This window comes from Gulosibacter sp. (genome assembly GCF_052090685.1).
Classification (GTDB): domain Bacteria; phylum Actinomycetota; class Actinomycetes; order Actinomycetales; family Microbacteriaceae; genus Gulosibacter.
This window is the reverse complement of the sequence record NZ_JBQDBE010000001.1, coordinates 276996-289834: the sequence shown is the minus strand read 5'-3', so window position 1 is coordinate 289834 and position 12839 is coordinate 276996. Positions and strand designations below refer to the sequence as shown.

The window sequence follows — 12839 nt, the reverse complement described above, 5'->3', positions numbered from 1 at the left end:
CGCTAGCCTCCCGAAATATCAAGCTCGGCCGAAGCAATGTCCTTCGAGTCTGCCGAATTCATGGTGCGTGAATCGAGCCAGCCTTGCGGCAGTGCGGCACGACGCGGTGAACCGGCGCGTCCTCGGGGGCCCATGGCGCTGGATCCGGGCCACGGCTCATCGGGCAGTGCGGCAACGAGTTCTCGGAGTTGGTCGAGGTTTTCGATCAGCGCGAAGGCACGACGAACGTCCCCGCCCACCGGGTAGCCCTTGAAGTAGTTCGCCGCGTGCTTGCGGAAATCTCGGCAGCCGTAGAACTCATCCTCGAAGAAGTCGACCAGCAGTTCGGCATGACGAATCATCGCGGCACCGACTTCGCGCAGTCCGGGCTGGGCACGCTCGGGACGGCCCGCGAAAGCAGCCTCGAGATCGGCGAACAGCCACGGTCGGCCCAGCACGCCACGGCCAACCACGACACCGTCGCAACCGGTCTCGGCGACCATCCGCACGCCATCCTCACCCTCGAAGACATCACCGTTACCGAGGATTGGAATCGAAGAGATTTCCTCTTTGAGGCGGCCGATGGCGGACCAGTCTGCCTTACCCGAATACTGCTGTTCGAGGGTGCGCGCATGCAGGGTGATGCCCGCGATGCCGGAGCCTTCGGCGATTCGGGCGGTTTCTAGATAGGTTTCGAGCTCCTCGTTGATCCCCTTACGGATCTTCACCGTGACTGGGATATCGCCCGCTCGACGGACCGCTTCGCGACAAATGGCTTCGAAGAGATCCCGCTTCCACGGCAGCGCGCTGCCGCCACCGCGCTTGGTGACCTTGGGCACTGGGCAACCAAAGTTGAGGTCGAGGTGGTCGACCTTGTTCTCGTCCACGAGCATCGCCACCGAGTCGCCAACGATTTTCGGGTCCACGCCGTAGAGCTGAATCGAACGCACCTGCTCCTCGGGATGGTGCCGGATGAGGCGCAGCGCGGTGGGATTTCGCTCCACAAGCGCCCTGGTCGTCACCATTTCGGTGACGTAGAGACCCGCACCGTATTCCTGGCACAGTCGACGGAACGCCTCGTTGGTGATGCCCGCCATCGGGGCAAGCACCACCGGTGAGGCGATCTCGATGGGTCCAATTTTTAGCGCCGGGGCCGGTGCGGCCGGGGCGTTCGTTGGTGAAAGTGTCGTGGTCATATGCTCCTGATTAGCAGCCGCGCAGGCGCTCGGCGAGGTAGCCGAAGAGACGGTCGATGGATACGCGTTCCTGCTGCATGGTGTCGCGCTCGCGAACGGTCACTGCCTTGTCATCGAGCGAGTCGAAATCGACGGTGACACAGAACGGGGTACCGATCTCGTCCTGGCGACGGTAGCGGCGGCCAATTGCGCCGGCATCGTCGAAGTCGATGTTCCAGCGACCACCGTTGCGGATTTCGTCGGCAACCTCGCGAGCAAGCGGGGTGAGCTTCTCGTTGCGGGACAGCGGCAGCACCGCAACCTTGTTCGGTGAGAGGCGCGGGTCGAGTCGCAGCACCTTGCGCTTGTCCACCCCACCCTTGGCGTTGGGTGCCTCGTCTTCTGCGTAGGCGTCCACGAGGAATGCCATGAGTGAGCGGGTGAGCCCAAAGGAGGGCTCAATGACATACGGGGTGAAGCGTTCGCCCGCGGCCTGATCGAAGAAACCGAGTTCGACGCCCGATGCCTCGGCATGCGCCGACAGGTCGAAGTCGGTGCGGTTCGCAACACCCATAAGCTCGCCCCACTCGCCGCCTTGGAAGCCAAAGCGGTACTCGAAGTCGATGGTGCGGTCCGAGTAGTGTGCGCGCTCGTCTTCGGGCACATCAAACTGGCGCATGTTCTCCGGGTTGATGCCGAGGTCAACGAACCAGTTCCAGCAGGCCTCGACCCATTCGCTTAAGTGTTCCGTGGCGCTTTCGGGCCGAACGAAATACTCAATTTCCATTTGTTCGAACTCGCGGGTACGGAAAATGAAGTTCCCCGGAGTGATTTCATTCCGGAATGCCTTACCGACCTGGCCAATGCCGAATGGCGGCTTCTTTCGAGCGGTGGTCAGTACGTTGGCGAAGTTGACGAAGATTCCCTGCGCCGTTTCGGGACGCAAATAGTGCAGCCCCTCTTCGTTATCTACGGGACCGAGATAGGTCTTTACGAGTCCCGAGAAGAGTCGAGGTTCGGTCCAGGAACCCTCTTGACCGGTTTCGGGGTCGCGAATGTCCGCGAGGCCGTTCTCCGGTTCTTTACCGTGCTTGGCCACGTACTTCTCGATGAGGTGGTCGACGCGGTAGCGCTTGTGGGTGTGGAGCGATTCAACGAGTGGGTCGGTAAAGGTCTCCACGTGGCCGGATGCGGCCCAGACGTCGCGCGGCAGGATGATCGAAGAATCGAGTCCGACCATGTCGGCGCGTCCCCGCACGAAGTTATTCCACCACTGCTGTTTGATGTTCTCTTTGAGCTCGACACCAAGCGGGCCGTAGTCCCATGCGGATCGCGAACCGCCGTAGATTTCACCGGCCTGGTAGACGAATCCGCGCTGTTTCGCGAGGGCGATTACCTGGTCGAGCTTCGAGGCTGCCATCTAAAGAACACTCCTGGCTGTTGGGGCCGAACCTGCTGGCTGCAGGCTAAAGACAATCAGCTTCCCAGTCTACCGCGGGGATGGCATCCTACGGAAACGACTAAATTGCCGAGTTGCCTGAGGATTCCTCGAGTGTGGCATCCGATTCGGGGCTGTCTACCGCGCCACCGAAGCGACGGTCGCGATCGATATAGAGGCCGATCGCGCGCCACAGGTCCTCGCGCGTGAAATCCGGCCACAGCGTGTCGAGGAAGACCATTTCAGCGTAGGCAGATTCCCAGAGCAAAAAGTTCGAGGTGCGCTGTTCCCCGGAGGAACGCACAAACAGGTCGACATCGGGCAGGTCGGGCTGATAGAGATACTGCTCGATCGTGCGTTCACGAATGCGCTCGGGCTTGACGCGCCCAGCTGCGGCATCCGCAGCAATCTTCCGCACTGCTTCCACGAGTTCAACGCGCCCACCGTAGTTCACGCACATATTGAGCGTCATCGTGGTGTTGTTACGGGTGAGCTCTTCGGCTGCTTTCAGGTCGGTGATTACGCTCTTCCAAAGGCGTCGCTCCGCTCCGGACCAGACCACCCGCACATCCCACGCATTGAGCTGGTCACGTTGACGCCGCAGTACTTCGCGGTTGAAGCCCATCAGAAACCGGACTTCTTCCACGGAACGCTTCCAGTTTTCAGTCGAAAATGCGTAGACGGAAAGATGCTTGACCCCAGCTTGCACGGCTCCCGCGACGACATCGAGTAGCGCTTCCTCACCCGCTCGGTGGCCTTCAGTTCGAGGCAGGCCTCGTCGGTTTGCCCACCGGCCATTGCCGTCCATCACGATCGCTACGTGCCCGGGGACGGAACCGGCGGGGAATTCGGGTGGCGTGAGCCCAGTCCAATCGAGTGGCTTGAACTGTTGGGGGTTCGACTTGCTCATGGAGTTAGATTACTGATCTTGGGGCGTGCTGGCTGCACTCGGTCGGATGCGCCACGCTTCATCAAGCGCGGTGAAGGAACGAAGCGGCCGACCGATGTGGAAGCTCGCATAGGCTTTGATGATGCGGGATGCCGCGGCCCTGATTGCATCCTGGCTTTGACCCGCGACGCGCCAATTGCCTGCGAGCAACGCCCACAGCAGTCGCATAGTGTCGGTGTCGGCAACCATCGTTGCGCCACTCGATGGTGCACAGTCATCGCAGACCGCGCCCCCGGTGGAAAAGGAGATGCGGTGGTGTGGGCCGGGCTTACCGCATTTGGCGCACTCATTGAAGCTCGGTTCCCAGCCCGCCAGCGAGAGCGCTCGCAGCAGATATGAGCCCACTTCCAAGAGTGGATCGTGCGCCTTTGTCGCCAGCGTCCGGAGCCCTCCAATGAGCAGCGCATACTGCAGCGGTGCCGCTTCGGCGTCGATAATCTCGTCCACCGTTTCGACCATCACACTCGCCGCGGCATAGCACTCGAAGTCAGCGACGAGCCGCTCCGCATAGCTTTCCACCGTGACTGCCTGTGTGACGGTTTCGAGCCGGGAACGATCCTCCGGATTCTTTGAATAGAGCTGCGCATCCACAACGGCGAACGGTTCGAGTCGGCCACCGAACTTTGAATTAGTTCGCCGCACTCCTCGGGCCACGGCGCGGATCTTGCCGCGCTCGCGCCCGAAGAGCGTGAGGATGCGATCGGCCTCACCGAGCGGCTGGGCACGCAGTACGACGACTTCTTCGCCGTAGCTGCGCATTTGAGCCACCAAGCGGCCTAGTGGCCGTTCGCGCGCAGTGCCCGGTTGACTGAAGAAACGATTGCCTTCAGCGAAGCGTTGGAGATGTCGGGGTCAATTCCGACTCCCCACAGCCGCTGGCCGTTCGTTTCCAGTTCAACATAGGCCGCCGCAAGCGCATCGCCGGATGCGGACAGCGTGTGCTCCACATAGTCGAAGAGCTTCACTTCGTAGTTCTTGCTTTCGAGTGCCTTGAGGAATGCATCGATGGGGCCGTTTCCAGTGGTCTCAATAGTGCGGGTCTCGTCCGCGACTCGCAGCTTCACCTCGAGTACGGTCGTGCCGTCCATCTCGGTTTGCGTGCGGGTACCGAAGATTTCGAGACGACCCCACTTCTCGCCGTCCTCAGCTGCGGGTAGATACTCGTCGTTGAACTGCTCCCAGATCTGGCCTGCCGAGAGCTCGCCACCGTCGGTATCGGTCTTCTGCTGCACGATTCCCGAGAATTCGACCTGCAGGCGGCGCGGCAAATCGAGGTTGTGGTGTTCCTTGAGCAGGTAAGCGACACCGCCCTTGCCCGATTGTGAGTTGACACGGATGACCGCTTCGTACGTGCGGCCGAGGTCGCGCGGATCGATAGGCAGGTAGGGAACCTCCCAGGCGATGTCATCAACATTCTTGTCGATTTCATCCGCCTTGGCCGACATTGCTTCAAAGCCCTTTTTGATCGCATCCTGGTGCGAACCCGAGAATGCCGTGTAGACCAGGTCGCCGCCCCAGGGGTGTCGTTCGTCAACCTTGAGCTGGTTGCAGTACTCGACCGTGCGGCGAATCTCGTCAATATCTGAGAAATCAAGTTGCGGGTCAACGCCCTGCGTCAGCAGGTTCACCCCGAGGGTCACGAGGCAGACGTTACCGGTGCGTTCACCGTTGCCGAAGAGGCAACCTTCAATTCGGTCGGCACCGGCCATGTAGCCGAGTTCCGCGGCAGCAACCGCGGTGCCGCGGTCATTGTGCGGGTGCAGCGAGATCAGGACGGAGTCGCGGCGATCGAGGTTTCGGTGCATGAATTCGATCTGGTCGGCATACACGTTGGGAGTTGCCATCTCCACGGTGGCCGGCAGGTTGATGATCATCTTGTGCTCGGGTGTGGGCTCGAATTCAGCGATGATCGCGTTGCAGACTTCGAGTGCGTAGTCGAGTTCGGTGCCGGTAAAGCTCTCCGGAGAGTACTCGTAGTAAATCTCGGTGTCGGGGATCATGTCTTCAAAGCGCTTGCACATCCGCGCTCCCTCGAGTGCGATCTGCTTAATGCCCTCGCGATCCTGACGGAAAACCACCTCGCGCTGCAGCGTGCTGGTCGAGTTATAGAGGTGCACGATCGCCCGCTTCGCACCCCGCAGCGACTCGTAAGTGCGCTGCACGAGATGCTCGCGTGCCTGCGTCAGCACCTGGATGGTGACGTCATCGGGAATCTTGTCTTCGTCAATCAGCCGGCGAACGAAGTCGTAGTCGGTCTGGCTGGCCGATGGAAAGCCAACCTCGATTTCCTTATAGCCCATGCGTACGAGCAGGTCGAACATGACCATCTTGCGCTCCGGTGACATGGGGTCGATCAAAGCCTGGTTACCGTCGCGGAGGTCAACGGCGCACCAACGTGGGGCTTCGGTGATGACCTTGTCCGGCCAGGTGCGATCTGGCAGTCGAACCCCAAACTGCGTGTCATAAGAGACATAGCGGTCAATGGGCGAATTCGATGGCTTCTGGAAGTTTTGCATTTCTGGGTGCTCCTGTGGGTGTTTTGCTTTGGCTAAGCCAACACAAACTCCGCGACGAGGAAGGCCTAGTTGCTAAGCCTCGTCGCGGCACAGAAGGAGGAGCGTGCCAAAAGCGTGCATGGATCTAGACTAACACCCGCCGAGGCTGGGAATCACCTAGTAGCTGCCAAAGGTGCGTTGAATCTCAACCCAGCCGTGCACATCCTCAACCACGCGACCGCCGCTTATCCGCACCACGTGATGGCCACGGGTTGCGCTCTCGACGTGATCGGTGGCGTACAGCACCGGCAGCCCGTAGTCGGAGGCAATGACGCGCATGAGCCCCTCGAGCATGCGTCGTTCTCGGAACGGCAGCTGCGAGAACGGATTGTCAGCGGCGAGCATTGCCGGCGCTGGCGCCAGAGCCCGGCCAATCGAGACGCGATGCTGCAGCGCCGGAGGCAAATCATCGACTCGTGCCGTACCGAGTCCGTCGAAGCCGAGCGACTCACCAACGCGTCGGATGCGTTCTTGCCGATCGAGATCGGGCGCCTGGTCGAGCCACTGACCAATATGATCGTCTACCGATTGGCCCGGCTTGGACATCGGCTGTTGGCTAAGCAGGCCGACCTGCAGAGGTGTGAGCGAAATGGGTTCTTCCGGTTGTCGCGACAGCGTGTGGCCCTGCAGCACACTCGCGCCCCGGTCGACGGCTTCAATACCGACCGCTGCCCGAAGCAGCGCCTGCCCAGAGAAGTCCTCGGACAGCAACACGGTCATCTCTCCCGGCTCAGCCGAGAAGGTCGCCTCAGTCAGTGGCGCACGACCCGATCTGGTGAGACTCCGGGCGTGAAATCCCGTCTCCGAACCACCCAATGAGCGTGGAGACAGAAGCGGCGCAGACATGACTCAAGCGTAGGAAAGCTGTCAAATAGTCGCGTCAACAGCGCTACGGAAGCCTGATCATCCGTCAGTATGACTGCGCGATTAGAGCAGACCGTGCTCGTACGCGAATACCACCAGCTGGACTCGGTCGCGAAGTGAGAGCTTCGCAAGGATGCGGGAAATGTGGGTTTTTACCGTGGCTTCCGAGAGGAATTCTTGCGTGGCAATCTCGCCGTTCGACATCCCCTTTGCCGCGAGGAAGAACATTTCTCGCTCGCGTTCGGTGAGGGCCTTGAACTTTTCCGGCTCGCCGCCGAGCCGGTTGGGTGACTGCGAAAAGCGACGAATCAAGTCCGCTGTTGCCTGCGCCGCGAAGACCTCCGAGCCGGTGTGCACCGTGCGGATAGCTGCGAGGAGAAACTCGGGATCGGCGTCCTTGAGCACGAAACCGGATGCGCCAGCCGCCACCGCTTTCGCAACTGCTTTGTCGAGGTCAAAGGTGGTGAGAATGAGGATGCGGGTATCGAGTCCACGAGCAACGATCTGTTGCGTTGCTTCCAGACCGTCCATGATTGGCATGCGCACATCCATCAGAATGACGTCGGGCTTTGCAGTCTGAGCGAGACGGACTGCCTCTGCGCCATCGGAAGCCTCCGCGACAAACTTCATGTCCGGTTGGCTTTCTACCAGCATGCGAATTCCACCACGGAAGAGTTGCTGGTCATCAACGAGAGCGACACGAATTGGCGCGTTGGTTTCGGGTTGTGCGTTCACATTAGGCTCGATTCTGGTTGGGACCGCTTGCGGCAGTTACTGGATCAACATTAGAAGGAAGCTGCTGCGAGTCTTCCTGCCAGCCACCGATACCCGGTTCCGGTTGGTTGCTGGCGTCTTCGGAGTCCGAGGGCCCGGGACTCGGGCACGGGGTCACATACGGGGTCTCGGCGCGAACAACCCAGTAGCAACCTTCTAAGCCAGCGGTGGTGTCGCCGCCCACCGCCAAGAGCCGCTCGCGCATCCCGATCAGTCCGTGCCCACCGCCCGCTTTGATCTTGGGTTCCTCAGCAATCTTATTGCGCACTACGAGCCGGAGCTTATCCTGCCAGTAGGCCTCGAGGCAGGTCGCATCCTTGTTATCGCCGTACTTGAGTGCATTCGTGAGTGCCTCTTGCACTACTCGAAATACCGCCAGTTCGGCGATCGCGCCAATGGGTTGCCGTTCGCCGACGATCTTGACATCTAGTTTGAGTCCGGCAGCACGGATGCGTTCGAGCACCGCGGGGATGTCATCAAGACCTCGCTGGGGGCCTTCGCCCTGGGTGTGGCGAAGCTGTCCAAGGAGCCCTCGGACATCGGCGAGCGCTTCACGGGCGGTCTCGGAAATGGTGGTGAGCACCGGTTCTGCTTTCTCCGCATCCACTTTCATGAGATAGCGGCCGCCGTCCGCTTGAGCAACAACAACCGCAAGGGAATGTGCGACGACGTCGTGCATGTCACGGGCGATTCGGTTGCGTTCCTGCTCAACGATGAGTTGTTCTTGCGTGCGTTGATAGTCAATCTCGGCAAGCTCAGCCGCGTGCCCAAGCTGATTCGCCTTGATCTGAACGCGCTGGATCATCCCCGAAAGCCAAATGAGCATCGTAATGAGCATCAGCGGGAGTGCAAACAGCAGCGTCGTCACAATGAAGGCGCCCGACCCGTAGAAACCATCTCCGGCATACTCGTCGAGCCAGGGCAGGTCCAGCGGGAAAAGAGAGAGATAAATGGCTTGCAACAGCGGGTAGACCACCGCCGCTATGCCCGATACCCAGACGCGTAGGATTGAGCCGTTCGCGGCGAAGCTGAAGAGGACAATGAGCAGCGCGCAGTCACCAAATGACGGTGGTGCTCCCATGAGCAGCTTGATGTTGAACGCCAGCGTGACCGCCACGAACGCCGGCCAGGGCGCCACACGTCGGATGACGATACCGACGGTATACGGCACCCAGCTGGCGAAGAGTCCCCAGTCGAAGTAGACATTCCAGTCCGCGGTAATCGACAGCGGCAGACCGACTGTGAGCATGATGACCAGGCCCACGATAAGGTCCGTGAGCCAGATATGCCGTGGCTGTTCGTGGAGTGAGTCGCCCAGCCATTCGCGGCCGACTCGACCGGGGTTAAAACCCGAGTCGGCCAAGCTGCTTTGCGTCACGTTGCCAATCCTTCGCTACCTTCACGTGCAGCGTCAGACTAATTCGTCGGTCGCTTATTGCGTTGATTGCTCTGGTTGCAAATTGTCGTACATTTTTGAGCCGAGAGCCATTGTGCCCAATGATGATTCCCTTCTGCGTCTCACGTTCGACATAGATGCTCGCGTAGATCTGTCGCTTACCGTCTTCTTCATCCTCATCGAAGATGTCCTCAATGGTGACGGCGATGGAGTGCGGCAGTTCATCGTGGACTCCGGCGAGAGCGGACTCACGGATCAGTTCCGCAACGCGCTGCGAATATGTCTCCTCGGTGATCATGTCGTCCGGGTAGAGCTGTGGCGATTCGGGGAACTGACCAATGAGCTCATCAATCAGCGGCTCAAGGTTGATCGCGTCCACGGAGGAAACTGGAATGATGACGTCCCAGTCACGCAGCGTTTCTACTTCCATGAGCTGTTTCGCGACTTCCGGCCTCGGTACGGTTTCACACTTGGTGACGAGTGCGACTTTCTTCGCCTGCGGTGCTCGATCGAGCCATTCGTTGATCATGCGGTCACCCGGGCCAATTGGTTCGTTGGCGGGTACGCAAAACCCCACGACATCGACGTCGGTCAGTACATCTTCGACGAGGTCATTGAGACGCTGACCGAGCAGCGTTCGCGGTCGGTGGATTCCGGGAGTGTCGACAATGATGATCTGCCCGTGGGGCCGGTGCACGATTCCTCGCACCGCGCGTCGTGTGGTCTGTGGCTTGTCGGAGGTGATTACGATCTTCTCGCCGACGAGTGCGTTCGTGAGCGTTGATTTGCCGACGTTTGGCCGGCCCACGAACGTCACGAATCCGGCGCGATATTGCGGCGCCTCTGGCGAGCGCTCAGTGTCTTCGTTACTCATTGCGTGTCCTCGGCGATCGATTGATTGCGGTGATGTTGCTGCTGTCGCTGACTATAAAGTCTCCCATGTGGGGACTCTTCGCGATCATCGAGCACTCGCGTGAGCGAATCCTCGAGGCCCCCGGGCCACGCATCCTTATCCTCATTCTCGCCAAGCATCCGGACGCTGATCTCAGTCACGCGGTGTCGGCGACCAACACGGTCCGCGGTGAGTTCGAGACCGTGGACAACGACTCGATCTCCCAGCTTGGGGATCTTTCCGAGTTCCTTGGAGACGAGACCGCCGACGGAGTCCACATCCTCATCGTCAATCTCGATATCGAGGAGCTCTCCGAGATCACTCGTGGACATGCGCGAAGACACCCGCATTCGACCGTCCGGGAGCAGTTCCACGTCATCGGTATCTCGGTCATGTTCATCGCTAATCTCGCCGACGAGCTCTTCAATGAGATCTTCAATCGTGACCAGGCCCGCGACGCCACCGTATTCGTCGATGACGATGGCGAAGTGGGTGGATTCGCGCTGCATCCTTCGGAGCAGCTCGCTAGCATTTAGCGATTCCGGCACGAAGGTTGCGGGACGAGCCAGAGTGGCCACAGTCCCCTGTGCCGGAGCCGAACCTCGGAGTATTTCTCGAGAGAGATCCTTTTGATAGGCAACGCCGCGAATATCATCGCTGTCTCGACCCACAATTGGTGCTCGGGAGAAACCTGCGTCGAGCAACTCAGTAAGCGCTTCATTGAGCGTGGTCTCGGCATCAATCGTGACCATGTCTGTGCGGGCAACCATCACCTCGCGCACGAGACGGTCCGAAAAGTCAAAGATCGAGTGAATCAGTTCTCGATCTTCTTCTTGGAGCACATCATCTTCAGTCGCCTCATCAACCATTGAAAGCAACTGTTCCTCGCTCGAGAGCGATCCCGATCTTGCCGTACGACTCGGGGTAACCGAGTCACCGATCGCGGTGAGCAAATCGGCGAGTATGCCCGTAATTACGCGAACGCCACGCACGAGCCAAGAAACGGCGCGCAGGGTTGCTTGCGGATGCGCGTGACCAATGGATCGCGCGCTCGAACCGCTCAGGAGGAAGTGCACGAGCAGCATCACGATTGCGGTGATGAGGAGCGCGAGCCACGGTCCGTCCATGCGGTCCGTAAGCCATACTGCTAGGAGTGCAGTCGCGATCGTCTCGCTACCGGCTCGAGCGAACTTAACGGAGTGCTCATGCCCTTCCGCATTTTGCGCGATACCCGGCAGAAAGCGATTCTTGGGATGATCATCCGCAAGATCCGAGAGTTCAGAGCGCGGAAGTTCGGAGAGTGCAGACTCAGCCGCTGATAGCAGGGTCGAGATCAGCACCAACACGATCAAGATGCTGATCACGAGTAACCAGGTCACTTGCGAAAACCGGCCTTTCGTTCGGCGACTGCGAAGCTCAAGAGGAGGTCTCGCTGCAGGCCAAACATTTCTTTGTGTTCTTCCGGGTCGGCATGGTCGAAACCAAGCAGGTGCAGGATGCCGTGCGTCACGAGCAACAGGACCTCATCAACGGTGGAGTGCCCAGCAGCCTCGGCTTGGCTTTGCGCAACTTGTGGGCACAGGACGATATCGCCGAGGAGTCCCGGCGGCGTTTGCCGCTCGATTGAACCGGGACGCAGCTCGTCCATCGGGAAGCTGAGCACATCTGTTGGACCGGGTTCATCCATCCACTGCACGTGGAGCTCTTCCATCGGTCCGACGTCCACAAACACGACGCTCAGGTCAGCATCCGGGTGAATGAACATTTGGTCGAGCACGTGGGTGGCAAGCCGCAAGATTTGTGTCTCGTCGACCGCCATATTCGACTCGTTATTGATCTCAATGCTCAAAATCGGCCTCCGGATTTTTTGCGTTCAGTTCGTACCTGATTCCTTGCATCGTGTGCAGTGTAGGCGTCGACAATTTCGCTTACGAGCGTGTGCCGGACCACATCCTTACTCGTGAGATACGCGAAGTGAATGTCATCGATGCCCTCGAGGACGCGCGAGGCCTGTTTGAGCCCGGACGCACCGCTCGGTAGGTCCACCTGGGTGATGTCACCGGTCACCACCATTTTCGAGCCAAAACCGAGCCGCGTTAGGAACATTTTCATCTGTTCCGGCGTGGTGTTTTGTGCTTCGTCGAGCACCACATACGCGTCGTTGAGTGTTCGCCCTCGCATGTAGGCCAATGGCGCGACCTCAACCACATTCGTCGACATGAGCTTGACGACAAGATCTGGTTCGAGCATTTCTCCCAGGGCGTCGAAGAGCGGACGCAGATAGGGGTCAATTTTCTCGGTGAGCGTGCCGGGTAGGAACCCCAAGTTCTCCCCCGCTTCTACGGCGGGGCGGGTCAGCACGAGCTTCGATACTTCCTTGTGCTGCAGAGCCTGGACGGCTTTCGCCATCGCCAAGTACGTCTTTCCGGTACCGGCTGGACCGATGCCAAAGGTGATCGTGTGCTCGTCGATGGCATCGACATAGTTCTTTTGCCCGAGCGTTTTTGGACGTATTGTGCGCCCTCGCGAAGTGAGGATTGACTCCCCGAGTACCGCCGCCGGTGATGGCGCTCCCGGTGTCTCGAGCAGCTGATTCGAACGGCTCACCGCTTGCGGATCGAGCAGGGTGCCCGATTTCGCCATTTCAGTGATCTCACGAACGAGCAACTCTGCCCGTGCAACATCATCGCGATGTCCGGAGATGGTGAGTTGATTGCCACGCGCGAGCACCCGTACCCGGGGATGTTCGCGTTCGATAGTGCGAAGAATCTGGTCACCCGGGCCGAGCACGCTCACCATCGGCACATCATCGATGGT

12 protein-coding genes are annotated in these 12839 nt (G+C 59.7%); all 12 read right to left on the bottom strand.

Features of this window, described 5'->3' with window-relative positions:
* Window positions 1-2: 2 nt before the first annotated feature.
* The gene (dusB, locus tag ACTHXA_RS01410) at window positions 3-1175 is read right to left on the bottom strand and encodes a tRNA dihydrouridine synthase DusB (RefSeq protein WP_441668580.1); all 1173 of its coding nucleotides are present in this window, start codon (window positions 1173-1175) and stop codon (window positions 3-5) included.
* A gap of 10 nt (window positions 1176-1185) precedes the next feature.
* Window positions 1186-2574, bottom strand: a complete 1389-nt coding sequence (locus ACTHXA_RS01405; RefSeq protein ID WP_441668578.1) for a glycine--tRNA ligase — start codon at window positions 2572-2574, stop codon at window positions 1186-1188.
* 100 nt (window positions 2575-2674) lie between these two features.
* Entirely contained in the window at window positions 2675-3502 is an 828-nt protein-coding gene (locus tag ACTHXA_RS01400; protein ID WP_441668576.1) for an isoprenyl transferase, read from the bottom strand.
* 9 nt (window positions 3503-3511) lie between these two features.
* A complete protein-coding gene (gene recO / locus ACTHXA_RS01395) occupies window positions 3512-4300 on the bottom strand; it encodes a DNA repair protein RecO (RefSeq protein WP_441668574.1) in 789 nt (262 codons plus the stop codon).
* A gap of 17 nt (window positions 4301-4317) precedes the next feature.
* Window positions 4318-6057: a 2-isopropylmalate synthase gene (gene leuA / locus ACTHXA_RS01390; protein WP_441668572.1), complete on the bottom strand. Its 1740-nt coding sequence runs from the start codon at window positions 6055-6057 to the stop codon at window positions 4318-4320.
* A 156-nt stretch (window positions 6058-6213) separates the two neighbouring features.
* A complete protein-coding gene (locus tag ACTHXA_RS01385) occupies window positions 6214-6942 on the bottom strand; it encodes an ATP-binding cassette domain-containing protein (RefSeq protein WP_441668570.1) in 729 nt (242 codons plus the stop codon).
* An 81-nt stretch (window positions 6943-7023) separates the two neighbouring features.
* Window positions 7024-7695, bottom strand: coding sequence for a response regulator (locus ACTHXA_RS01380; protein WP_441668568.1), 672 nt, complete (start codon window positions 7693-7695; stop codon window positions 7024-7026).
* Window position 7696: 1 nt separating this feature from the next.
* Window positions 7697-9112 carry a sensor histidine kinase gene (locus ACTHXA_RS01375; protein ID WP_441668567.1) on the bottom strand — a complete coding sequence of 472 codons (1416 nt, stop codon included), beginning with the start codon at window positions 9110-9112 and terminating at the stop codon, window positions 7697-7699.
* Window positions 9078-10004 (bottom strand): GTPase Era, encoded by a 927-nt coding sequence (gene era, locus ACTHXA_RS01370; RefSeq protein WP_441668566.1) that lies wholly within the window; start codon window positions 10002-10004, stop codon window positions 9078-9080. Before era ends, ACTHXA_RS01375 begins: the two co-directional genes overlap by 35 nt.
* Window positions 10001-11401 carry a hemolysin family protein gene (locus tag ACTHXA_RS01365; protein ID WP_441668565.1) on the bottom strand — a complete coding sequence of 467 codons (1401 nt, stop codon included), beginning with the start codon at window positions 11399-11401 and terminating at the stop codon, window positions 10001-10003. The genes era and ACTHXA_RS01365 overlap by 4 nt, the downstream gene beginning before the upstream one ends.
* The gene (gene ybeY, locus ACTHXA_RS01360; protein WP_441668563.1) at window positions 11398-11871 is read right to left on the bottom strand and encodes an rRNA maturation RNase YbeY; all 474 of its coding nucleotides are present in this window, start codon (window positions 11869-11871) and stop codon (window positions 11398-11400) included. The genes ACTHXA_RS01365 and ybeY overlap by 4 nt, the downstream gene beginning before the upstream one ends.
* A complete protein-coding gene (locus ACTHXA_RS01355; protein WP_441668656.1) occupies window positions 11868-12821 on the bottom strand; it encodes a PhoH family protein in 954 nt (317 codons plus the stop codon). Before ACTHXA_RS01355 ends, ybeY begins: the two co-directional genes overlap by 4 nt.
* Window positions 12822-12839 lie beyond the last annotated feature (18 nt).